Origin of the sequence: Curtobacterium sp. VKM Ac-2852 (assembly GCF_013205045.1) — a bacterium.
Lineage (GTDB): Bacteria > Actinomycetota > Actinomycetes > Actinomycetales > Microbacteriaceae > Curtobacterium > Curtobacterium flaccumfaciens.
In genome coordinates this window covers 747,802-768,958 of record NZ_JABMLI010000003.1, presented here as the reverse complement: position 1 = coordinate 768,958, position 21,157 = coordinate 747,802, and the positions used below count along the sequence as shown (strand labels likewise).

24 protein-coding genes are annotated in these 21,157 nt (G+C 71.4%); 9 read left to right on the top strand and 15 right to left on the bottom strand.

Features of this window, described 5'->3' with window-relative positions:
• The first annotated feature begins 16 nt into the window (after positions 1-16).
• On the top strand, positions 17-1,264 hold the full coding sequence (locus HQQ79_RS14765; protein ID WP_173035217.1) for an endo-1,4-beta-xylanase: 1,248 nt from the start codon (positions 17-19) through the stop codon (positions 1,262-1,264).
• A gap of 52 nt (positions 1,265-1,316) precedes the next feature.
• On the opposite strand, the gene HQQ79_RS14760 is transcribed toward HQQ79_RS14765, so the two are convergent.
• The 5 genes from HQQ79_RS14760 to HQQ79_RS14740 all read right to left on the bottom strand — a co-directional run bounded on the left by HQQ79_RS14760 (position 1,317) and on the right by HQQ79_RS14740 (position 5,298).
• Positions 1,317-1,655, bottom strand: coding sequence for an SdpI family protein (locus HQQ79_RS14760; protein WP_173035215.1), 339 nt, complete (start codon positions 1,653-1,655; stop codon positions 1,317-1,319).
• 96 nt (positions 1,656-1,751) lie between these two features.
• Positions 1,752-2,165, bottom strand: coding sequence for a hypothetical protein (locus tag HQQ79_RS14755; protein WP_173035213.1), 414 nt, complete (start codon positions 2,163-2,165; stop codon positions 1,752-1,754).
• 46 nt (positions 2,166-2,211) lie between these two features.
• Complete coding sequence (locus HQQ79_RS14750) at positions 2,212-2,889, bottom strand: DUF402 domain-containing protein (protein ID WP_173035211.1); 678 nt, start codon at positions 2,887-2,889, stop codon at positions 2,212-2,214.
• Positions 2,890-2,929: 40 nt separating this feature from the next.
• Positions 2,930-3,592, bottom strand: coding sequence for a response regulator (locus tag HQQ79_RS14745; RefSeq protein ID WP_173035209.1), 663 nt, complete (start codon positions 3,590-3,592; stop codon positions 2,930-2,932).
• A complete protein-coding gene (locus tag HQQ79_RS14740; protein ID WP_173035206.1) occupies positions 3,589-5,298 on the bottom strand; it encodes a sensor histidine kinase in 1,710 nt (569 codons plus the stop codon). The genes HQQ79_RS14745 and HQQ79_RS14740 overlap by 4 nt, the downstream gene beginning before the upstream one ends.
• Positions 5,299-5,451: 153 nt before the next feature.
• On the opposite strand from HQQ79_RS14740, the gene HQQ79_RS14735 reads away from it, so the two are divergent.
• Positions 5,452-6,945, top strand: a complete 1,494-nt coding sequence (locus tag HQQ79_RS14735) for a CitMHS family transporter (RefSeq protein WP_173035204.1) — start codon at positions 5,452-5,454, stop codon at positions 6,943-6,945.
• Between the two features lie 53 nt (positions 6,946-6,998).
• Here HQQ79_RS14735 and HQQ79_RS14730 read toward each other — a convergent pair whose 3' ends face one another.
• Genes HQQ79_RS14730 through HQQ79_RS14720 form a run of 3 tightly spaced genes read right to left on the bottom strand, consistent with a single transcriptional unit; the run spans position 6,999 to position 10,223 of the window.
• Positions 6,999-8,072: a low specificity L-threonine aldolase gene (locus HQQ79_RS14730; protein ID WP_173035202.1), complete on the bottom strand. Its 1,074-nt coding sequence runs from the start codon at positions 8,070-8,072 to the stop codon at positions 6,999-7,001.
• A 4-nt stretch (positions 8,073-8,076) separates the two neighbouring features.
• Complete coding sequence (locus HQQ79_RS14725) at positions 8,077-8,760, bottom strand: SDR family NAD(P)-dependent oxidoreductase (protein ID WP_258373706.1); 684 nt, start codon at positions 8,758-8,760, stop codon at positions 8,077-8,079.
• On the bottom strand, positions 8,757-10,223 hold the full coding sequence (locus tag HQQ79_RS14720) for a DUF6421 family protein (protein WP_173035200.1): 1,467 nt from the start codon (positions 10,221-10,223) through the stop codon (positions 8,757-8,759). Before HQQ79_RS14720 ends, HQQ79_RS14725 begins: the two co-directional genes overlap by 4 nt.
• A gap of 300 nt (positions 10,224-10,523) precedes the next feature.
• Here HQQ79_RS14720 and HQQ79_RS14715 point away from each other — a divergent pair, with 300 nt between their 5' ends.
• The gene (locus tag HQQ79_RS14715; RefSeq protein WP_173035198.1) at positions 10,524-11,102 is read left to right on the top strand and encodes a TetR family transcriptional regulator; all 579 of its coding nucleotides are present in this window, start codon (positions 10,524-10,526) and stop codon (positions 11,100-11,102) included.
• Between the two features lie 82 nt (positions 11,103-11,184).
• Here the strand turns inward: HQQ79_RS14715 and HQQ79_RS14710 are convergent, their stop codons facing one another.
• Positions 11,185-11,829: a GntR family transcriptional regulator gene (locus HQQ79_RS14710; protein ID WP_173035196.1), complete on the bottom strand. Its 645-nt coding sequence runs from the start codon at positions 11,827-11,829 to the stop codon at positions 11,185-11,187.
• Between the two features lie 97 nt (positions 11,830-11,926).
• Here HQQ79_RS14710 and HQQ79_RS14705 point away from each other — a divergent pair, with 97 nt between their 5' ends.
• The 4 genes from HQQ79_RS14705 (at position 11,927) to HQQ79_RS14690 (ending at position 15,007) form a co-directional block, all read left to right on the top strand.
• The gene (locus tag HQQ79_RS14705; protein ID WP_027465970.1) at positions 11,927-12,634 is read left to right on the top strand and encodes a DUF969 domain-containing protein; all 708 of its coding nucleotides are present in this window, start codon (positions 11,927-11,929) and stop codon (positions 12,632-12,634) included.
• Positions 12,631-13,713 carry a DUF979 domain-containing protein gene (locus HQQ79_RS14700; RefSeq protein ID WP_173035194.1) on the top strand — a complete coding sequence of 361 codons (1,083 nt, stop codon included), beginning with the start codon at positions 12,631-12,633 and terminating at the stop codon, positions 13,711-13,713. The genes HQQ79_RS14705 and HQQ79_RS14700 overlap by 4 nt, the downstream gene beginning before the upstream one ends.
• On the top strand, positions 13,700-14,761 hold the full coding sequence (locus HQQ79_RS14695; RefSeq protein ID WP_254066265.1) for a DUF2891 family protein: 1,062 nt from the start codon (positions 13,700-13,702) through the stop codon (positions 14,759-14,761). The genes HQQ79_RS14700 and HQQ79_RS14695 overlap by 14 nt, the downstream gene beginning before the upstream one ends.
• Before the next feature lie 63 nt (positions 14,762-14,824).
• The gene (locus HQQ79_RS14690) at positions 14,825-15,007 is read left to right on the top strand and encodes a hypothetical protein (RefSeq protein ID WP_027465973.1); all 183 of its coding nucleotides are present in this window, start codon (positions 14,825-14,827) and stop codon (positions 15,005-15,007) included.
• Between the two features lie 69 nt (positions 15,008-15,076).
• Here HQQ79_RS14690 and HQQ79_RS14685 read toward each other — a convergent pair whose 3' ends face one another.
• From HQQ79_RS14685 to HQQ79_RS14670, 4 genes are all read right to left on the bottom strand, one after another.
• The gene (locus HQQ79_RS14685) at positions 15,077-15,379 is read right to left on the bottom strand and encodes a putative quinol monooxygenase (RefSeq protein WP_173035192.1); all 303 of its coding nucleotides are present in this window, start codon (positions 15,377-15,379) and stop codon (positions 15,077-15,079) included.
• A gap of 63 nt (positions 15,380-15,442) precedes the next feature.
• Positions 15,443-16,327 (bottom strand): biotin-dependent carboxyltransferase family protein, encoded by an 885-nt coding sequence (locus HQQ79_RS14680; RefSeq protein WP_173035190.1) that lies wholly within the window; start codon positions 16,325-16,327, stop codon positions 15,443-15,445.
• The gene (locus tag HQQ79_RS14675; RefSeq protein WP_173035188.1) at positions 16,324-16,965 is read right to left on the bottom strand and encodes an allophanate hydrolase subunit 1; all 642 of its coding nucleotides are present in this window, start codon (positions 16,963-16,965) and stop codon (positions 16,324-16,326) included. Before HQQ79_RS14675 ends, HQQ79_RS14680 begins: the two co-directional genes overlap by 4 nt.
• Positions 16,962-17,723: a 5-oxoprolinase subunit PxpA gene (locus tag HQQ79_RS14670; protein WP_173035186.1), complete on the bottom strand. Its 762-nt coding sequence runs from the start codon at positions 17,721-17,723 to the stop codon at positions 16,962-16,964. The genes HQQ79_RS14675 and HQQ79_RS14670 overlap by 4 nt, the downstream gene beginning before the upstream one ends.
• A gap of 169 nt (positions 17,724-17,892) precedes the next feature.
• On the opposite strand from HQQ79_RS14670, the gene HQQ79_RS14665 reads away from it, so the two are divergent.
• Together HQQ79_RS14665 and HQQ79_RS14660 are read left to right on the top strand one after the other, a co-directional pair.
• The gene (locus HQQ79_RS14665) at positions 17,893-18,063 is read left to right on the top strand and encodes a hypothetical protein (RefSeq protein WP_173035184.1); all 171 of its coding nucleotides are present in this window, start codon (positions 17,893-17,895) and stop codon (positions 18,061-18,063) included.
• A 215-nt stretch (positions 18,064-18,278) separates the two neighbouring features.
• On the top strand, positions 18,279-19,643 hold the full coding sequence (locus HQQ79_RS14660; RefSeq protein ID WP_173035182.1) for an MFS transporter: 1,365 nt from the start codon (positions 18,279-18,281) through the stop codon (positions 19,641-19,643).
• A gap of 116 nt (positions 19,644-19,759) precedes the next feature.
• On the opposite strand, the gene HQQ79_RS14655 is transcribed toward HQQ79_RS14660, so the two are convergent.
• Together HQQ79_RS14655 and HQQ79_RS14650 are read right to left on the bottom strand one after the other, a co-directional pair.
• Complete coding sequence (locus tag HQQ79_RS14655; protein ID WP_110864146.1) at positions 19,760-20,104, bottom strand: hypothetical protein; 345 nt, start codon at positions 20,102-20,104, stop codon at positions 19,760-19,762.
• Between the two features lie 146 nt (positions 20,105-20,250).
• Positions 20,251-21,081, bottom strand: coding sequence for an alpha/beta hydrolase (locus HQQ79_RS14650; RefSeq protein WP_173035180.1), 831 nt, complete (start codon positions 21,079-21,081; stop codon positions 20,251-20,253).
• Positions 21,082-21,157: the final 76 nt, after the last annotated feature.

The window sequence follows — 21,157 nt, the reverse complement described above, 5'->3', positions numbered from 1 at the left end:
TGTCGGAGGACGCGCGATGACGCACGCAACAGAGCACCGCTTCGGCGAGACGACCCTGACGATCGTCGATGCCGAAGGCAATCCCATCCGCGATGCCGACATCACCGTCGAGCAGACCCGCCATGCCTTCGCCTTCGGCAACATCGGCTTCGACTTCATCCGACTCGCCAACGGCGAAGCGACCGGCGAAGTCAACGCCGGAGCGCAGGACGAAGCAGGCACCGAGCACCTCGCCGACCTCTACACCGACGTCTTCAACACCGCGACGCTCCCGTTCTACTGGGGCCGCTTCGAGCCCGAGCGCGGAGCCCCGGACACCGCCAGACTCCTGACGACGGCGCAGTGGTTCCGCGACCGCGGCATCGCCCTCAAGGGCCACCCGCTCGTCTGGCACACCGTGCAGCCCGACTGGCTGCTGGGGCTCCCGCTGGACGAGGTCGAGCGGCTCCAACGGGAGCGCATCCGCCGCGAGGTCTCCTCCTTCGCCGGCGCGATCGACACCTGGGACGCCATCAACGAGGTCGTCATCATGCCGGTGCTCGACAACGGCGACAACGCGATCACCCCGCTCGCCCGGGCCAAGGGCCGCATTCCGACGATCCGGATGGCCTTCGAGGAGGCCCGCGCCGCCAACCCGCACGCCACCCTGCTGCTCAACGACTTCGACCTGTCGAGCGCGTACGAGTGCCTGATCGAGGGCGTGCTCGAGGCCGGCGTGCAGATCGACGTCATCGGACTGCAGACCCACATGCACCAGGGCTACTGGGGCGAGGACACGATGCTCGCGATGGTCGACCGGTTCGCCCGCTACGGCCTGCCGCTGCACCTGACCGAGACCTCGCTCGTCTCCGGTGACCTCATGCCCGCGCACATCGTCGACCTCAACGACCACCAGGTGGCCTCGTGGCCGTCGACGCCCGAGGGCGAGGCGCGCCAGGCCGACGACCTCGAACGGCACTACCGGAGCCTCGTGGGGCACCCCTCCGTCGAGGCGATCACCTACTGGGGGATCACCGACGCCGGCGCCTGGCTCGGCGCCCCGATCGGACTCGTCCGCGCCGACGGCACCCCGAAGCCGTCGTACGAGGCCCTCCGCCGGCTGGTCAAGGAGGAGTGGTGGCTCGGCCCGACGGTGCTGCGCACCGACGACCGCGGTCAGGTGCAGATCCGCGGTTTCCGTGGCGACTACCGCGTCGACGTGCGTGGCACGTCCACGGCGATCGCCGTCACCGACGTGCCCGCGCAGGTGCAGATCGTCGCGTGACCACCTGACGGCCTGGAGGCCCGGTGCGGCCCCGCCCCGCGCCTCCCGTCCGTCAGGTGGTCGCGCGTCGTGCGGCCTCCACGCCCCAGAGGGCTCCACCGACGAGGATCGCGGCGCACGCGACGAACGCGGGAACGTCGTCGGCGCGTCCGAGTGCGATGTAGACCAGGCTCACGACCACCGTCGCGCCGCCGGTGATGCTCGTCGGGACGACCGCTGCTCGGTGGCCGAGGATCCAGTTCTCGTCACTGCGCATGGTCGCCCGGGTGCGGATGCCCACGAGTCCGTTCCTGCCGATGAGGCCCCGCGCCGGCAGTGCGACGAGGACGATGGTCAGGACAGCGGCCGCCGTCTCGATCGCGATCACGTGGTCTCCTTCTGGGTCGGTCATCGCGCTCGTGCGCGCAGTGAGGCTGCGGGGAGCGTGTCAGACCAAACCTGCCGGTATCCGGTGAAATACGCAAGCAAGATGTCGAGGTGAGTGATGCTACCGAGGGGACCGGAACGGCCAGTCGCCGGCATGCGTGTGCGGCACCGCGACGACCTGACCGGCATCCCGGTAGACGATCCGACCCGGGGAGCTGGTCACGAGTTGCATCCACAGGATCCCGTGGTGGTCGAGGAGTTCCAGGTACGGGCCGACCATCTCGAGCAGTGCGACGGCGTCCGCGCTGAACCACGCCCGTGCCCCGGGGTTGCGGATCTCGTCATAGCAGTCCGGCTGCGTGGTGGTCGGGTCCGTGTACATGGCGGTCGCGCGGGCGTCCGCTTCTCGGAGCCACCTCGTCTCGGCGTCGCTCAGTCGGCCGTCCCGCTGCAGTCCGTTTGCGAGAGCGAATACCCCCGGGAACCGCCCGCCGCGGTTGGGGACGGCGCTTTGATACCTGATGAACTCGCTCACGACAGGGAGCGTCCGAGGCCGCGCAACGCTGCACCGAATCCGCGGATCACTGCAGGGCGCTCCAGTCCTGGGGAAGTGCGGTCGTGCCCCACGCGGGGTCGGGGACCCATCCGGACCAATCGGTGTCGAAGGGGAACCGGCGCGCACTTGCGACCTCGGTGGCTTCTCGGCCAGCACGCTCGATGACCGCCCGCTTCGCCGCCGGCCAGTACCCGCCGGCGGCGTAGAAATCGAGCTCGTCTTCGTCCTTGTACCGGACAGACCACGAACCGTCGGGCTCGGTGGTCGCCACCACGTCGAGTGTCCAGTCTTGACTGTCGAACCCGATCAGTGTCCGTACCCACGGCAGCTCGAGGTTGACGTACCAGTGGGGAAGCCAATCGGACCCGTCGTGCCAGCGCCAGACGGACCAGGGGCTCCCCTTCTGGTGGACGCGGACGACACTGGATCCAACCCACCGGTCATCGACGTAGGAGCCGTCCCAGTCCTCGGGCAGCACGAGGCGTCCGTTGGGCCCGCTCCCGACGCCCGCACGTCGACGGACGGCTGAGCCGACGGTCGTGGCGACCACCGCGAGTTCGTCATCGTCCACCAGGACCCGGGCGGCGACCGCGAAGCCGACTGCTGCGCCGTGCTCGCCGAAGCGGTTGATGCTCCGGAGCGCAACGGGGGTCCCGGAGGGGAACGGATCAGTCCTGGTGTCGGATCGCGCGGCGTCGGTCATCCACCGATGCTGCCACGGCGCGGCCTCCGGGACCGCTGACTCACCGCCGCACGTACCGGTGCTCCGGCCGCCCCGCAGCCCCGTACCGCAACTGCATCGCCACCGTCCCGTCCGCCGTGAGCTGCGCCAGGTACCGCTGCGCCGTCGCCCGCGACACCCCGATCGCCGCAGCCACCTCCGCGGCGGATCGTTCCTCACCGGCGACGAGCTGCTCGAGCACCAACGCCGCCGTGGCCGCCCGGGACGGCGACGCCCCACCGCTGTCGCCGGCGTGCAGGATCCGGAACGCCCGCTCGACGGCCTCTTGATCGAGGGTCGACCGCTCGTCGAGCACGTTCCGCGACCGTGCGTACGCCTGCAGCCGCTCGGCCAGCACCCCGGCCGCGAACGGCTTGATCAGGTAGGCGAGTGCCCCGCTGCGCATCGCCCGCCGAACGGTGCCCGAGTCCGACGCAGCACTCAGCACGAAGGCGTCGGCGTCGGTGTCGATCGACCGCAGCAGGTCGAGCCCGCTGCCGTCGGGCAGGTACACGTCGACGAGCACCAGGTCCACGGTCCCGCTCGACAGCGCGGCGCGGGCGGCCGCGAGGGTCCCGACGGGTTCGAGCGCCCGAAACCCCGGTACCTCGTCGACCTGCCGCCGGTGCAGGTCGGCGACGTGGAAGTCGTCGTCGACCACCAGTACGGTGAAGACGGAACTCACGACACCACTCCTTCCAGTCGGGCGCAGAAGACCGCGCCGTGGTCGTCACCGCCGGGGGAGGCGAGCCACACGTCGCCACCGTGCCGTCGGGCGATCTCCCGCGACAACGGCAGCCCGATCCCGAGCCCGTGCACCTGCGAGATGTCCTCCGACGCAGGAGCCGCCGCCGGCCCGCGGACGAACAGCGAGTCCGCGGCATCGACCGGCACCCCCGGCCCGGAGTCCACCACCGACAGGTGCAGCGTCGCGCCGTCGTCGAGCACCTCGACCTCCACCCACGGGGATCCGCCGTCGCGCGTTCGCTCGTCGCCGCCGAGAGCCGCCGACACCGCGTTGTCGACCAGGTTGCCGAGCACGGTCGTCACGTCGCCCGGTTCGGTGATCGTCCCCTGAACGAGCGTCTCCGCCCCGATCCGCAGCAGCACCCCGCGCTCGGCGGCCTCGACGCCCTTCGCCCCGAGGAACGCCTGCAGGTACGGCTCGGTCAACCGGTCGGCGTGCTGCACCGGGTAGCGCAGCGGCCCGCGCTCCTGCACGTCCGCCAGGTAGGCACGTGCCCGCGTCGTCTCGCCGATGTCGAGCAGCCCCGAGATCGCGTGCAGCCGGTTCGCGAACTCGTGGCGTTGCGCGCGGAGCGCCGTGCTCATCGCCCCGACGGCGTCGAGCCGTCGGGTCAGGGCCTCGACGTCGGTGCGGTCGCGCAGGACGGCGACCCGGCCCAGGTCGCGTCCGTCGCGGAACACCGTGCGGACGTCGACGAGCAGCACCCGGTGCCCGGCGACGATCGTGGCGCTCGCCGGAGCCGCGGTGGACGCGGCGAGCATCGACCCGAGCGGCGCGGGCAGGTCGAGGGAGGCCACCGGACGGCCGACCGGGTCGGTCAGTCCGAGCAGTCGCACGGCTTCGGGGTTGCAGACGGTGACGACCCCCGACGGGCCGATCGCGATGACGCCTTCACCGACGCCGCCCAGCACGGCCTGCTGGTTCTGCACGAGCGTCACGAGCTCCTCCGGCTGCAGCCCGAGCGTCAGCCGCACCAGTCGTCGCCGGATCAGTACCGAGGCGATCACCGCGAGCAGGACCGCCGCCAGCCCGGCACCGATCACCGGCATGCTGTCCTCGACCAGGGTGTCGTAGACGCGTGCCCGGTTGAACCCGACGCTCACCTCACCGACGACGGCGGACTGCCGGGAGGCCCGGCTCGTCTCCGCCCCGCCGGCTGCGGGCGCGGAGACGGGAACCTTCGCCCGCGCCGACTCACCGAGCGTGCCGCGCGCCCAGGACACGGTCTCGCGGCCCGCGAGTGCGGCGTCGGGGGAGGTGCTCACCATCTCGCCGATCCGGTCGGTGTCGGGGTGGGCCAGGCGGATGCCCCGGTCGTCGGTGACCACGACGAAGAGTGCCCCGGTCCGACGCTGGGCTGCGAGTGCCGCACGCTGGACGGGCCCGTCGGCGAGGACCGCGGGGTCGAGGTCGGTGCCGTCGACGCTGAGCCGGGCGACCGCTGCCCGGACGTCGGACTGCGCGGCGACGCTCTGTGCGATCGCGAGGGCGGTCCCCTCGGCGGCGCGCTCGAGCCGGGTGACCTCGATCCGGACGAACACGGCACTGGTCAGGGCGACGACGGCGACCACCACGGCGAGCTGCAGCACGAGCACCTCGGTGGCGAAGCGGAGCCTGGGGCGCCGTGAACGGTCGTCGGTCACGACCCCAGCGTACGGAGGGCGAGCCGACCTGCCTGCGCACAATGCGCAGAAAGCGGTCAACGCGCGATGGTGCGCCAATGTGCAGAAGCGCGCCGCGCCTCCAGGCCGGGTCGTAGCGTGCCCGGACTGCCAGACACGGACGAAGGAGTCCTGATGCTCGTCATCCTCGGGTACGCGATGGTCCTGACCTTCATGGTCCTGATCATGACCAGGCGCATGTCGCCCATGCTCGCGCTGATCATCGTGCCGACCGTGTTCGGACTGTTCGCGGGGGCGGGTCTGGGACTCGGCGACATGGTGACCGAGGCGATCGGCACCCTGGCGCCGACGGCCGCGCTCCTGATGTTCGCGATCATGTACTTCGGGCTGATGATCGACGTCGGACTGTTCGACCCGCTCGTCCGGTTCATCCTGCGGGTGACCGGCAACGACCCGGCGAAGATCGTGCTCGGGACGGCTCTGCTGGCCGGTGCGGTCTCGCTCGACGGGGACGGCTCGACGACGTTCATCGTGGTCACGGCGGCGATGCTGCCGATCTACCTGAAGCTCGGCATGAGCCCGGTCGTGATGACGTGTGTGGCGGGTCTGACGAACGGCACGCTCAACATCGTGCCGTGGGGCGGTCCCACCGCCCGTGCCGCCGCCGCGCTGAAGATCGACCCGACGGACATCTTCGTGCCCCTCGTGCCGTCGCTCGTGGTGGGGCTGCTGCTGTGCTTCACGTTCGCGTGGACGATGGGCCTGCGGGAGCGCAAGCGCCTCGGGCTCATCGAGTTCACCGAGGCCTCACGGGGCGCGCGGGTGCCGGAGCGGGCGAACGCCCGGGCGGGGTCACGGGTGCTCGCGGCGGTCGGCGGGACCGGCGGCGGGATGTTCACGAGCCCCACGGTCGCGCTCGGACTGCGCGGTGGGAAGGCCGACGGCCGGCGTGCGGACGGCGAGGGCGTGGACGGCACCGGGTCGGGGGACGACAGCACGGGGACCGGCACGATGGCCGAGACGATGCTCGACCCGAACCGTCCGACCCTGCGGCCGAAGCGGATCTGGTTCAACCTGGCGCTGACCGTCGCCGTGATGGTGGCGCTCGTGCTGGGGCTCCTGCCGCTGCACTTCGTGTTCATGATCGGCACGGCGATCGCCCTGCTCGTGAACTTCCCGCAGCTCAAGCAGCAGACCGCGCAGATCGTCGCGCACGCCCCGAGCATCGTCGGTGTTGTGTCGATGGTGTTCGCCGCCGGGGTGCTGATCGGGGTGCTCGACGGCACCGGGATGGTCGCGGCGATGGCCGACTGGCTCGTCGCGGTGATCCCCGACTCGATGGGCCCGTACCTGGCGGGCATCACCGGTGTGCTGAGCATGCCGCTGACGTTCTTCATGAGCAACGACGCGTTCTACTTCGGGATCCTGCCGGTGCTGTCCGAGAGCGCCGCGGCGTACGGGATCACCCCGGCCGAGATGGCGCGGGCCTCGGTCGTCGGGCAGCCGGTGCACATGCAGAGCCCGCTCGTCCCCGCGATCCTGCTGCTGGTGTCGCTGGCCAACGTGAACCTCGGCGACCACCACCGGAAGGTGCTGTGGCGGGCCGCCGTGGTCGCGATGGCGATGCTCGTGGTGGCGATCGTCGTGCGGGTCATCCCGTTCGGGTGAACGACCGTCGGTGCCGACTCGGGGCGCGCCCGACCGGGCCGGGCGCGACCGGCTCAGGCGGCGTCGAGCTCCCGCGTCAGGGCCCCGACGAAGTCGTCGATGTCCTGCTCCGAGGTGTCGTACGCGCACATCCACCGCACCTCGTTGCGGCTGGCGTCCCAGTCGTAGAACCGGAAGTGCTTCCGCAGCCGGTCGGCCACCCCGGCGGGCAGGGTCGCGAAGACCCCGTTCGCCTGGGTCTGCTGGCTGAAGCCGACACCCCGGATGCTGCCGTCGGCGATGCCGGCCTCCAGCGAACCGCGCAGTCGGGCGGCCATGGCGTTGGCGTGCCCGGCGGAGCGCAGGTACAGGTCGTCGCTGAGCAGGGCGATGAGCTGGGCGGAGACGAACCGCATCTTCGACGAGAGCTGCATGTTCATCTTGCGCAGGTAGTGCAATCCCTCGGACGCCGAGGGGTTCAGCACGACGATCGCCTCGCCGTAGAGCATGCCGTTCTTCGTGCCGCCGAAGCTCAGCACATCCACACCGGCGTCGGTGGTGAAGTCGCGCAGGGGCACCCCGAGGGACGCCGCGGCGTTCGAGATGCGGGCGCCGTCCATGTGCAGCTTCATGCCGAGCGAGTGGACGTGGTCGGCGATCGTCCGGACCTCGTCCACCGTGTAGGCGGTGCCGAGCTCGGTGGTCTGTGTGATCGACACGACGAGCGGCTGGGCGCGGTGCTCGTCGCCCCAGCCCCAGGCCTCGCGGTCGATGAGCTCGGGCGTCAGCTTGCCGTCGGGCGCCTCGACCGGCAGGAGCTTGATGCCGGCGACGCGCTCGGGCGCACCGGCTTCGTCGGTGTGGATGTGCGCGGTCGCGGTGCACACGACCGCTCCCCACCGCGGCAGCATCGACTGCAGGCCGACGACGTTCGCGCCGGTGCCGTTGAACACCGGGAACGCCTCGGCCTGCGACCCGAAGTGCTCGCGGATCACCTCGTTGAGACGTGCCGTGTAGACGTCCTCGCCGTAGGCGATCTGGTGGCCGTCGTTGGCCGCGGCGATGGCGGCGAGGATCTCGGGGTGGACGCCGGCGTAGTTGTCCGAGGCGAAGCCCCGCAGGTCCAGGTCGTGCAGTCGGAGGGTCACTCGTTCATCCTAGGTTCGAGGGATCAGGCGCCGTGAGCGGGATGCGGGCACCGTTGACGTCGGCCGGTGGGGTGTCCCAGAGTCGGACGACCTCGGCGCCGAGCTGCGCTTCGAGGCCGGACAACGCGCCGACGACGAACACGGCGGCCGCGGCGGTCTCCGGCGCCTCCTTCCGGAACCCCTGCGCGACGGCCCGGACCCAGGCGTCGGACGCGGCCTTCGCTGCCGCGTAGTTCGCGGCGCCGGCGGTGGGGGAGTCGACCGCGGTGGACGACACGAACGCGAGCCGTCCGGCAGGGGACGCCACCAGGTCGTCGTGGAAGACCCGGGTCGTGTTCCGCAGGGTCCGGAAGGCGCGGTCGAAGAAGTCCCAGTCCGCGTCGGACTGGCCGACGATGCTGCCACCGCCGCGCCACCCGCCGACCAGGTGGACCAGTCCGTCGACGCGGCCGGCGTCCGCGTGGACGTCGTCGGCCAACGCGGTGACCGCACCGAGGTCCGACAGGTCGCACGTGCGGGTCGTGACGCCCGGGACGGACGCACGCAGGGCCTCCAGGGCGTCGGGTCTGGTGCCGACCGCGACGACGGCCGCACCGGCTGCGGTGAGTGCGCGCGCGACGGCCGCGCCGCTGGCACTGGTCGCACCGGCGATCAGCACCAGGCGACCGGCCACCGAGCCGTCGGTCACGCGGCGGCCTCGCTGACGAGCTCGGCGTCCGTGGTGCCGGTGATGCCGGCGGTGGACGCGATGACGGTCGCCATCTTCTTGTCGAGGGCCTCGTAGAACATCGACAGCGGGAACTCGTCGTCGAGCACCGCGTCGGTGTAGCCGCGAGGCGGTCCGGCGAGCGTCTCGTCGGGCAGGCCACGCGCCCACTTCGACGCCGGGTGCGGCGTGAGCGTGCGGGTCAGCATCTCGTACGCGGCGAGCCAGTGCGCCGACTTCGGCCGGTCGATCGAGCGCCGGTAGAGCTCGTTGATCTCGTCACTCAGGGCGATGATCACGTCCGGCACCTCGGGCCAGTCGATCGTCAGCTGCGTGTCCGTCCAGTGCAGGACGCCGTGCTGGTGCATCCAGGCGAACAGCAGCTGTCCGCCGAGTCCGTCGTAGTTGCGGACGCGGCTGCCGGTGATCGCGAAGCGGAAGATGCGGTCGAAGACGACCGCGTACTGCACCAGGCGCGCGTGGTCGCGGATGGCGCGCTGCGCGTCCTGGAGGCCCGTGTCGGGTCCGGCGGACAACTCGCGCTCCAGACGCACGGACTCGCGGAACGCGGTCAGGTCGCAGCGGAGCTCCTCGAGCGAGTAGAGGAAGAACGGCATCCGCTGCTTGATCATGAACGGGTCGAAGGGCAGGTCCCCGCGCATGTGCGAACGGTCGTGGATGATGTCCCACATCACGAAGACCCGCTCGGTCAGCTGCTGGTCGTCGAGCATCGCAGCGGCCTCGGCCGGCAGCTCGAGCTTGGTGACGTCGGCGGCGGCACGGACGACCCGGCGGTAGCGGGCGGCCTCGCGGTCCTGGAAGATCGCGCCCCACGTGAAGGCGGGGATCGTGCGCATCGCGACGGTCTCGGGGAACAGCACCGCCGAGTTCGTGTCGTACCCGGGGGTGAAGTCGACGAACCGCAGCGCGACGAACAACGCGTTGCCGTGGTCGCCGGCCTCGAGCTCGGCGATGAACTCCGGCCAGATGACCTCGACCAGGACCGCCTCGACGAACCGCGAGGTGCTGCCGTTCTGCGTGACCATCGGGAACACGACCAGGTGGCCGAGCCCGTCAACGCGGTGCTGCTGCGGCTGGAACGCGGTGAGGGAGTCGAGGAAGTCGGGGACACCGAAGCCCTGCTCCTGCCAGCGAGCGAAGTCGTGCTGCAGCACCTGCAGGAACGCGGCGTCGTGCGGGAAGTGCGGTGCGAGCTCGGCGATGGCCGGCACGATCACCGCGACGTGACCGGCGGCAGCGGCGTGGTCGAACGATTCGGGGACGGAGCCGTCCCGCGTCTGCAGGGCCTGCAGGGCGACGACTGCACGCTTGAGCCGGAGCCAGGCGGGATGGGCGGCGATCGCGCGCACCGACAGGTGGTCCTCGACGACCTCGGGCTCTCCGACGATGGCGTCCTGCGAGATCTTCTGGACGAACTGGGACATGTCGAACCTCCCGTCATTGGGGTCGGCCGCGGATCTGCGGACGAGTGGTGCGCGTTACCGGATCGTCTCGAGCCTAGGGAAGTTCGGGGGACGCAAAGTTGCCCATCTCCGGTGGAATCGTGCGTCGTCACGGCGCTCGCGCGGGCATCCACGCGAGCCGCGCACGGAACCGTCGCTCCGCGTGGCTGGGATCTCCGGAAGGGACCGGGGAGTGCTGTCGACTGGCCTCGGGGCAGGGCTGCTGCGCGCGCTGGTCCGCATCGACGGCTCGGCTGCCGTGTGATCGGTACGGTGGTCGCCATGGCCCGATTCACGCCCCCAGCCGCTGACGCGATGCGCGCCCGGCTCCTGCTCGCCGCGCGGGACGAGTTCGCCGCGGTCGGACTGGCCGCTGGCAGGGTCGAACGGATCGGTGCCGCAGCGTCGAGCAACAAGGCGCAGGTCTTCCACTACTTCGGCAGCAAGGAGGGGCTGTTCGACGCCCTCGTCGCCGACACCGTGACCGAGACGTTCGCCGAGGCCCCGCTCGACACCGCCGACCTCGCCGCCTGGGCCGGCCGGGTGCACGACTCGTACGTCCGTCGCCCCTGGGCCCAGCGGCTCGCGACGTGGCACCGGCTCGAGCGCGCCGACGTCCCGCTCGAGTCCGTCGCGACGAGCTACGCCGACGCGGTGGCCGAGGTCGAGCACGCCCAGCGTGCCGGGGTCCTGCCGCGGGCGTTCCGTCCGGCGGTGCTGCTCGGGCTCGTGCTGCACACCGCGGCGTTCTGGAGCGCGACCGCTCCGGAGTACGAGCCGCTGGTGCAGGCCGTGACGCCGCCGCGGCGTCGCCAGGTCGTGGCGGACGCGGTCGCCGCCCTGCTCGGCGGGAAGTCCTGACCGAAGGGTCCGCGAGCACCAGCGTGAGGGCGCTGGGACCGAGCGTGCGGGACGGGGCCGCACCGGGCCTCCTGGCCGCCCCTCAGTCGGCTGCGCCGGCGGCGACCCGCAGCGTCCGCTCCGCGTCGTCGAGGTAGTCGGCGAGCAGCGCCGAGGCGGCGTCCTGGTCGCCACCGCGCAACGCGGACACGATCGCCTCGTTGCGTTCGACGAAGTCGGCGTGGAACGAGGCCGGGTCCGCGGTGGTCAGGAAGGCGAGCCGCATCTCGGCGAGCAGGCCGTCCATCAGGGCGTGGATCCGCTCGCTCGGCACCGCGCGCACGAGCTCGGAGTGGAACCGGATGTCGGCGGTCCCGACCGCACCCCAGTCGCCCGCGGACGATGCTGCCCGGGCGTCGGCGACCGCTGCGGCGGCCTCGGCGAGTGCCGGTGCGTCGGGGGTGCAGGCGCGGACGGCTGCCTCCTCGAGCACCCGCCGAGCCGCGTAGAGATCGGTGACGTCGGCGGCGGAGAGCCGGCGGACGAAGACCCCGCGGTTGAACACGTGCTCGACCAGACGGTCGCGGGCGAGCAGCCGGAAGGCCTCGCGCAGGGTGTTCCGTGAGACCCCGAGCTGGTCGCTCAACCGCTCCTCGGACAGCTGCGCCCCGGGGGAGAACCCACCCGACGCGATCATGGTGCGCAACCGCGTGGCCGTGGAGTCAGCGCCGCCGACGGTTCGGGTCATGGCACCGATCCTGGCACGGGTGGCGTTTGTGAAGGGCGTGTTACAGAGCGGAACCGGCTCTTGCGATTGTTGAACAATGCGGTCCAGACTGTCCCGCATGTTCGTCCTCATCGGCGTCGCCGTCGTCATCGTCGGCTTCGCGCTGCGCATCAACGCGCTCCTCGTCGTCACGGTCGCGGGCATCGTGACCGCGGCCATCGGCGGGATCGGTCCCGTCGGCATCCTCGACGCTTTCGGCAACGGGTTCGCCTCGAGCCGGTCCGTCACGACCTTCGCGCTCGTCCTGCCCGTCATCGGTCTGATCGAGCGCTACGGCCTGCAGGATCAGGCGAAGCGCCTGATCGCGAAGCTCGACAAGCTCACGACCGGGCGCCTGCTCGCCGGCTACCTGGTGATCCGGCAGGTCACCGCTGCGGTCGGCCTGACGAGCATCGGTGGGCCGGCGCAGACGGTGCGCCCGCTGGTGTACCCGATGGCCGAGGGCGCGGCGACCAAGAAGTACGGGCGGATCGACGACCGCATGCGCGAGAAGATCAAGGGCTACTCGGCGTCGTCGGACACCGTCGGTGTGTTCTTCGGCGAGGACGTCTTCGTCGCGGTCGGCTCGATCCTGCTCATCACGACGTTCGTCGACTCGACCTACGGGCTGTCGCTCGAACCGATCGACCTGGCCCTGTGGGCGATCCCGACGGGCATCGCGGCGCTCATCGTGCACGGCGGACGCCTGCTGCTGTTCGACCGCCGACTCGACAAGATGGCGGCGGACGCCCGTGCCGACGCCCCGACCCTGGGGGCAGCAGCGTGATCACCAGCGAATGGCTCTACTGGCTCATCGGCGCGTTCTTCATCGCCGTCGCCGTCCTGATCGTCACCGACACCGCGCACGCGAAGCGCCTGGGCAACGCGGCGTTCTGGGGCATCCTCGGGCTCTCGTTCTTCTACGGCACCTTCGTCGCCGCCGGCACCGTGCCGGCCTGGACGCTCGGGATCGCCGTCCTCGTGATGGTCGCGCTCGCCGGACTCGGCTTCACCGGCACGACGAGCCGCACCCGGGTCGCGAGCATCCCCGGCGCGGGCACGGGTGCCGAGACCGGCCCCGCCGAACCCACCGGCGTGACGCAGAAGATCACGAACGCCGGCAGCGGAAGCACGAGTGTGCTCGCCACCACCAGTCCGGACGAGCGCGCCGCCTTCGCGACGAAGTACGGCAACCGGCTCTTCATCCCGGCCCTCGTGGTGCCGGTGGTCGCCGTGCTGGTCGCGACGCTCGGCCCGCTCGTCTCGTTCGGTGGCGAACCGCTCCTCGCCGAGGGCAGTGCGACCCTGACCGGTCTGGGCATCGGTTCGGTGCTCGCCGTGGTCGTGGCCGTGTTCGTCCTGCGCCCGCCGAAGATCGCCACCCCGATCCGCGAGGGCGGTCGCCTGCTGCAGGCGATCGGCTGGGCGGCGCTGCTGCCGCAGATGCTCTCGACGCTCGGAATCGTCTTCACCCAGGCGGGTGTCGGTGACGCCGTCGGCACGATCATCAAGTCGGTCCTGCCCGACGGCTCGCTGCTCGCCGCCGTGGTCATCTACTGCCTGGGCATGGCCCTGTTCACGATCATCATGGGCAACGCCTTCGCCGCCTTCCCGATCATGACGGCCGCGATCGGCTGGCCGGTGCTGGTGCAGGGCTTCGACGGCAACCCCGCCGCGATCTTCGCGAACGGCATGCTCGCCGGCTTCTGCGGCACGCTCGTCACCCCGATGGCCGCGAACTTCAACCTGGTGCCGGCCGCCCTGCTCGAGATGCGGGACAAGTACGGCCCGATCAAGGCGCAGATCCCCACCGCCGCCATCCTGCTCGTCGTCAACATGGGAGTCATGTACCTTGTCGCATTCTGATGCCGCCCCGATCGACCTGACCCGGGCCGCGTGGGCCGACCGCTTCGCGGCCGTCGCCGCGGACAACACGACCCGCGAGTACCCCTACGCCGCGCACCACGCGACGTCCGGGCCGGACGACCGGGCACTGCCCGTCGAGCTCCACCCCGCCTTCGCCACGTCGTACGACTGGCACTCGTCGGTGCACATGCACTGGCTCGCGGCACGCCTGGTCGCGCACGGCCTGCCCACCGACCTGGAGGCCCGGCTCACCTCGATCCTGCAGGCGCACCTCACGACGGATCACCTGGCGACCGAGGCGGCCTACCTGCGTGGGACGCCGCACTACGAGCGCCCCTACGGCTGGGCCTGGCTCGCGCGGCTCGCCGCCGAGGTGTCGGCGTCCGAGGCGCCCGCCGTCCGGGCACTGGCGCCGGGCTTCGCGCCCGTCGTCGACGTCCTCGAAGACCTGGTCGTCCGGTGGATCGACGGCGCCGCGCACCCGGTCCGGCACGGCGTGCACTCGAACTCGGCGTTCGGGTTGCTGCTCGTGCTCGAGGCCGCCCGGTCGCTCGACCGTCCGGCCCTGGCGGCGGCGGTCGAGGGGGCTGCGAAGGACTGGTTCGGCGCGGACGCCGGGTGGCCGTTCGCCTGGGAGCGGAGCGGGCACGACTTCCTGTCCGCGGGCCTCGCCGAAGCCGACCTGATGCGGGCGGTGCTGCCCGCCCCGGAGTTCACCACGTGGGCGCGCGGCTTCTTCGCCGCGGTGCAGCCGGGCGACGCGATCCTGCGGTCGACGGTGGTCCGTGACGAGAACGACCCGCAGCAGGTGCACCTGTTCGGGCTCGACCTGTCGCGTGCGGGTTCGGCCCGGCGCATCACGGACGCACTCCGCGCCGACGGTTCGGACGACTCCGGCACCGGGATCGCCGACCTGCTCGACGACGCGGCCGATCGGCTGCTGACCTCCGGGCTCGCGGCGAGCGTGGGCGAGGAGTACTACTCCACCCACTGGCTGGCGAGCTTCGCCTGGGACGCCATGGAGGCCCGGGAGCACGCCGCCCGCTGATCGTTCGTCGGGAGCGCTGGTCGTCTCCGGACACGTCGAGGATCCGGAGGTACCTTCGGGGCCATGAGCGATCCGAAGGACGACGAGACCCTCGACGACTTCCGCGAGGCGCAGGAGACCGACTACGAACCGGAGCCGACCGTGCTCGACCCCGACGACCTGCCGGTGGTCGACGACGCGGACGACGAACTGCTCCCGGACGACGACCGCCCGGTGCCGCTTGACACCGACGACGACACGATCTGAGCGATCGCGCCGCCGTCGTGCCGCGGCGTCAGCACCGGCGTTGGCGTCAGCTTCGGTGTCGGTATCCGCTCAGTCGAGCGGCAGGGTCCGCGCGAAGGTGCGGGTGACCGGAGTGGCGGCGAGGAACGGTGCCATCGCCGGAGCGCCCTCCGGCGTCGCACGCCAGGCCACGTAGGTGTCGTGGTCCTCGGCGGTCGTCCACGACTCGACGACGACCATGCGCGCCGGGTCCTCGTCGTCGACCAGGACCTCGAGCGACTCCAGGCCGTGGAACGACGCGGTCTGTTCGAGCGTCTCGCGGATCGCACCCCGGAGTGCGTCGTCGGGGGCATCGCTCTGGAACTGGACCTCGAGCAGGACGGTCATCGGCATGGGGAACCTTTCGTCAGCGGTGTCCAAGCCAACCCCTGACCCCCTGCGCTTGTTCCGGGTCGGTCAGTCGACGATGCGGAACCGGAGCGGATCGCCCGGACGGAGTTGCGCAGCGAGGTCGATCGACGACGGTGTCAGGACCGCGACGACCGGGTAGCCGCCGGTCACCGGGTGGTCGGCGAGGAACAGCACGGGGAAGCCCTCGGGCGGCACCTGCAGTGAACCGGTCTCCACGCCCTCGCTCGGCAGCTCGCGTGCCACGGAGCGGACGAGCGGCGTCTCGGCCGTGGTGCGGACCCCCACGCGGTCGCTGTCCGCACTGGCGGAGAAGTCCTGACCGGTCAGGGTCGCACGCCACTCCGGGGTGAACCAGTCGTCGCGCGGTCCGGGCACCACGTCGAGCACGACCGGCTCGTCGGGCCACCGGGGTTCGGGCTGCGGCACCGCGTCGACGATCGGCCACGACACCCGGGCGTCACCGACGGGCAGGACGTCACCGGCGGACAGCGGCGGCGGACCGAGGCGCGCGAGGGAGTCCCACGAGCGACTGTCGAGCACCGGGTCGACCGCGAAGCCCCCGAGGACCGCGACGTAGGCGCGCAGGCCGACGGTCGCGGTGCCGATCCGCAGTGTGTCGCCCGGAGCCAGCAGCAGCACCTCGTGTGACGCCGCCCCGCGGACCGACCCGTCCGCCCGCTCGACCTCGACGGGGCAGGCCGCGCCGGTGGTGGCCGCGACCACGTACGCGTCGGCGCGCAGCGTGACGGAGCCGAGCAGGGCCTCCAGGACGGCCGCTTCGGGACGGTTGCCGACCAGCCGGTTGGCGAGCGCCGCGGAGCCGCGGTCGGCTGGTCCGGCCGCGCCGAGGCCCATGTCACTGAAGCCCGGGCGCCCGAGGTCCTGCGTGGTCGCGCCGTAGCCGACCCGCACGACGGTCAGCGCGGTCATGCCGCACCCGCCAGGACGAAGCGGACGAGCGTGCCGGCGGGGGCGAGCGCCGGGGGCGTGCGGTCGAGCGACCACATCGGGACGACGGTGCGGCCGATGAGCTGCCAGCCGCCGGGGGAGGTCCTCGGGTAGACGGCGCTGAACTCACCGGCCACCGCGACGGCCCCGCTCGGGACGGCCGTGCGGGCGGTGCTGCGGCGGGGCAGGTCGAGCGGCCGATCGCTGCCGGTGAGGTAGCTGAAGCCGGGTGCGAAGCCGCAGAACGCGCTCGTCCAGAGCTGCCCGGTGTGCCACGCCACGAGTTCGTCCCGCCGCATGCCGGTCAGCTTGGTGACGGTGTCGAGGTCCTCGCCGTCGTAGGTGACGGGGATGACGAGCGGGTCGGCGTCGTGCGCTTCGAGCGTGGCGCTGACCGGGCTGACCGGGCTGACCTGCGTGAGCTCGGTGCGGAGCCGCCCGGCGTCCGTCGTGGTCGGGTCGAACCGGAGCAGCAGTGTCCGGGCGCCGGAGACGACCTCGGTCAGCCCCGGCAGGGCGGCCTGCGCGAGCCCGGCGCGGAAGGCGACGACGTCGGCGAGGGAGTCGAACGTGGCGAGGAGTGCGGTGCCGCCCGCGGAGCGGACCTCCGGACCAGTCACGGTGCGAAGGGCGCGATCGTCACGCCGTGCTCGGTCAGCAGCGTTCGGATGGCACGGGCCATCGCCACCGCGTCGGGGGAGTCACCGTGGACGCAGACCGAGTCGGCACGCACGGCGATCTCGGACCCGTCGACGGCGGTCGCGACGCCGTCGGTGACCATGCGGAGCACCCGGGCTGCGACCTCGTCCGGGTCGTGCAGTACCGACCCCGGCTGCTTCCGTGACACCAGCGAGCCGTCGGGTTCGTAGGCGCGGTCGGCGAAGGACTCGCTCACCGCCCGGAGCCCGTGCCGCTCGGCCGCCAGCAGCAGCTCCGACCCCGGCAGCGCGAGCACCGCGAGGGACGGGTCGACGTCGGCCACGGCGCGGACGACGGCCTCGGCCTGCACCGGGTCGGCGCAGGCGGTGTTGTACAGGGCGCCGTGCGGCTTGACGTAGGTGACGGCCGTGCCGGCGACGTGCGCCGTGGCGGCCATCGCGCCGAGCTGGTGGACGACGTCGGCGTACAGCTCGTCGGGGGTGACGTGCACGGGTCGGCGGCCGAACCCGATCAGGTCGCGGTAGGCAACGTGTGCCCCGACCGCCACACCACGCTCGGCGGCGGCGCGGGCGGTGGTGAGCATGATCGTCGGGTCGCCGGCGTGGAACCCGCACGCGACGTTGGCGCTCGAGACGACGTCGAGCATCGCGGCGTCGTCGCCCATGGCCCAGGCGCCGAAGCCCTCGCCCAGGTCGCTGTTCAGGTCGATCGTGGTCACGGGCGCTCCCTGTCCTCGCGGGTTGTTGAACAATCTACCGATCGTCCCGGTCCCTGTCATCCGTTGCCTCCGGGTGGACGGCGGTTTCCGAGGTGCGCCACGTACTGTCCGAGTCCTCAGTACCACCGGCGGCAGTGCTGCCGGATCGATCTCTGCACTGGAGCAGCTCATGACCGACAGTGACAACACGCAGGACGCCCCGAAGAACGACTCCGAGGGCACCGAGAAGCCGGGCGGCCTCGGCGACGACAACACCATCCCGAACAACCCCGACGGCCTGGCCGCGGGCCACACGGGTGACGACTCGCACTTCAACCCGGAAGAGGACGGCGAGCACTAGCGGCTCCTTTCCGGCCTGCGGGTCGATGCAGAACGACACCGTCGTTGTCCTCCGACAGCGGCGGTGTCGTTCTGCGTCGGCGCCACGTCCGTCCGCCCCGACGAAACATGCGTCACAAAACCTTCCGGCACGAGGTTTCCGGTGCTACAGTCCCGATCACCTAGCAGCACTAGGGATTCGCGGGCGCCGAAGCCCCTGTGACTCAAGGAGGAGTCATGTCGTCACCGACGTCGAAGGAAGAACCCACGCGGGGCATCGCCGGGACCGCGTCCCCAGCGGTCACCGCAGCCGCCGGAGCCACCGCCACGGACGCCGCGGCGTCCCGAGCGTTCTCGGTCGAGGGCATCACGCAGTCCGTCAGCACCGTCCGGGTGGGACGCGGCTACCTCTGGGGCCTCAGCTTCGCCCAGTTCGGCCTGTTCGTCGCCCTGCTCACGCCCGTCTTCGTGAGCATGTCGATCAAGGCGACGGAGCTGAACCCGACGAGCCCCGAGACCGTCGTCGGCTCGGTCCTGCCGTTCGGAGCGCTCGGCGCCCTGTTCGCCAACCCCCTGTTCGGCGCGCTCTCCGACCGCACCCGCACACGGTGGGGTCGTCGCCGCCCCTGGATGGTCGGCGGTGTCGTCGTCTTCGTCGGTTCCCTCGCCTGGCTCGCGTTCTCGCCCGACGTGCTCCAGCTCACCCTGGCCTGGGTGCTCGCGCAGGTCTCCGCCAACGCCGTCCTGTCCACGCTCACGGCGAGCTTCGCCGACAACGTGCCGGAGTTCCAGCGCGGCAAGGCGTCGAGCGTCATCGCTCTGGCGCAGAACATCGCGATCCTCGCCGGGCTCTACCTGGCCGTGTACCTGGTCGGCAACCTGCCGGTCCTGTTCATCGCACCGGGCGTCCTGGCGATCATCGCGGTCCTCGTCTACTCGTTCGTCGCCCGTGACGACCTGCCGACGACGCCGGTCAAGCCCTTCAGCTGGATCAACCTGATCAGCTCGTTCTGGACGAACCCGATCAAGCACCGCGACTTCGGGCTCGCCTGGTGGGGCCGCTTCCTCATCACCTTCGGCACGTTCATGTTCACGACGTACCGACTCCTCTACATGCAGGACCGCATCGGACTCCCGCAGGCCGAAGCGGTCGGTGCCGTGGCGTTCGGGGTGCTCCTGTACACAATCGCCCTGCTCGTCAGTGCGGCCGTCTCCGGCTGGGTGTCCGACCGGATCCAGCGTCGCAAGGTCTTCGTCTGGGGTTCGACGGCCATGACCGCCGTCGGCCTGGTGATCCTGGCCCACGTCGACAGCGTCGGCGGGTTCTACTTCGCCGAGATCGTCCTCGGTTTCGCCTTCGGCATCTACGCCGCCATCGACACCGCCCTGATCGTCGACGTGCTGCCCGACCCGGAGCGCCCCGGCAAGGACCTCGGTGTCATCAACATCGCGAACGCCCTGCCGCAGTCGCTCGCCCCCGCCGTCGGTCTGTTCCTGCTCGGCATCGGAGGCGGCCAGAACTACACGCTCATGCTCTGGGGTGCCGGCGTCGCCGTCATCCTCGGTGCCCTCGTGATCCTGCCCATCAAGTCGGTCCGCTGACCGACGCGACCGCCTGGAGGCGCGACCTGCGTCCGCAACGCACGGCGCGCCTCCGGGCGGTCACCTGCACCCCCCGTACCCGTCTGTTCAGGCACCGTGACGGGCAGGGGGCTGATTCAGAGCTGCGGTGTGCGCCTGCCGAACAGCGCGTCGAGGAACCGCGAGAACCGCGACTCCGGCTCGTGGGGCGTCTCGATCGAGCGGGTCGGGGAGCGGAAGGCCAGGTCGTGCAGCATGTTCCGCTTCGATCCGTCCCAGTTGGCGAACAGGTAGGTCCCGCCGATGAAGGACATGCTCCGGACCGGCGTGCGCTTCCACGAGTCGGCAGCCACGTAGTACCCGGCGTGGCCGGCGCGGATGTGCTGGATCACGGTGTCCACGTCGATGACACCGGTCGGTGTCACGACGGCGGTGATGCCCGTGCGGTCGCGGGCGACGTACTCGATGAGGTGTTCGGTCACGATGGAACTCTTCGTCACGGTGGTGAGGCGCCACGGCAGGGAGCGTGGCGAAGGGGATTCGGAACCGCCGTTGCTTCCGTTTCCAGAGTACGTCCGCGATGGGCGTGCCGTTCCCGGATGTCCGCCGTTCGCAGGCGGATGAGCGTTCAGCGGATGGCGGTCCCGGTGGCCCACTCCGCGATGCGTTCGATCGTGTCGTCGAAGTCCCGGGTGCCGGGTCGGTTGAGGAACGCGTGACGGCTGTCCGGCAGGACGCGTCGTTCGACCTCGATGTCCGCGGCCTCGAGCTCGTCCGCGAAGCGTTCGCCCGAGGCGCGCATCACGTCCCGCTCGGCGTCGATCACCAGGGTTCGGGGGAACCTGCCGAGGTCGTCGGACGCTGGGTAGACCGCCGTGGGGTGGCCACCCGCGTACGCCCGGTTGCTCAGGTCGAGCAGCAGCGGCGCGTGCGTGAGCCGCCGGTGCCCTCGGACGAGTCGCTGCATCGCCCGGTCACGGGGGAGCCGGGCGTGGAAGAACCCGTAGGTCAGCACGAGGCCGGCCAGCGGCGGGGCGGTCGCGACCGCGGACGCCGCCAGGCACGCACCGGCGCTCGCCCCGCCGAGCAGCAGGCCGGACGGCGCCTCGTCGTGCAGGTGGTGGAGGACGGCGAGGATCTCGTCCCGCGCGTGGGGTGCCCGTCGTCGCCCACGTGGTCCACCCCGGCCGAGCCAGGGCAGTCCGGGCAGCGGTCCGAGGCGGTAGTCGACGGTCACGACCGGCAGGCCGCGCTCGGCGAGTGCCCGTGCGACGGCGTCGGACTCGGGCAGATCGAGGTCGCCCCGGAAGAAGCCGCCGCCGTGCACCCAGACCAGGGTCGGGGTTCCCGTGCCGCCGCTCCGGTCCAGGGGCCGGTAGCGCCTGATGGGGACCGGCCCGTGTGGTCCGTCGATCCGTTCATCGGCGACCTCGATCGTGTCCTGGTGCTTGCCCCGCATGGGAGCAGTGTCGCAGCACGCCGCACCACCGCAACCTTCACCTGGGACGACGAGACCGGCCGGGTCGAGATGACGG

Bases quoted from the DNA above. Each gene is read 5' to 3' on its own strand.
- HQQ79_RS14765 (WP_173035217.1), top strand. From the start codon at position 17: ATGACGCACGCAACAGAGCACCGCTTCGGCGAGACGACCCTGACGATC.
- HQQ79_RS14760 (WP_173035215.1), bottom strand. From the start codon at position 1,655: ATGACCGACCCAGAAGGAGACCACGTGATCGCGATCGAGACGGCGGCC.
- HQQ79_RS14750 (WP_173035211.1), bottom strand. From the start codon at position 2,889: ATGACCGACGCCGCGCGATCCGACACCAGGACTGATCCGTTCCCCTCC.
- HQQ79_RS14735 (WP_173035204.1), top strand. From the start codon at position 5,452: ATGCTCGTCATCCTCGGGTACGCGATGGTCCTGACCTTCATGGTCCTG.
- HQQ79_RS14720 (WP_173035200.1), bottom strand. From the start codon at position 10,223: ATGTCCCAGTTCGTCCAGAAGATCTCGCAGGACGCCATCGTCGGAGAG.
- HQQ79_RS14715 (WP_173035198.1), top strand. From the start codon at position 10,524: ATGGCCCGATTCACGCCCCCAGCCGCTGACGCGATGCGCGCCCGGCTC.
- HQQ79_RS14710 (WP_173035196.1), bottom strand. From the start codon at position 11,829: ATGACCCGAACCGTCGGCGGCGCTGACTCCACGGCCACGCGGTTGCGC.
- HQQ79_RS14705 (WP_027465970.1), top strand. From the start codon at position 11,927: ATGTTCGTCCTCATCGGCGTCGCCGTCGTCATCGTCGGCTTCGCGCTG.
- HQQ79_RS14690 (WP_027465973.1), top strand. From the start codon at position 14,825: ATGAGCGATCCGAAGGACGACGAGACCCTCGACGACTTCCGCGAGGCG.
- HQQ79_RS14685 (WP_173035192.1), bottom strand. From the start codon at position 15,379: ATGCCGATGACCGTCCTGCTCGAGGTCCAGTTCCAGAGCGATGCCCCC.
- HQQ79_RS14680 (WP_173035190.1), bottom strand. From the start codon at position 16,327: ATGACCGCGCTGACCGTCGTGCGGGTCGGCTACGGCGCGACCACGCAG.
- HQQ79_RS14665 (WP_173035184.1), top strand. From the start codon at position 17,893: ATGACCGACAGTGACAACACGCAGGACGCCCCGAAGAACGACTCCGAG.
- HQQ79_RS14660 (WP_173035182.1), top strand. From the start codon at position 18,279: ATGTCGTCACCGACGTCGAAGGAAGAACCCACGCGGGGCATCGCCGGG.
- HQQ79_RS14650 (WP_173035180.1), bottom strand. From the start codon at position 21,081: ATGCGGGGCAAGCACCAGGACACGATCGAGGTCGCCGATGAACGGATC.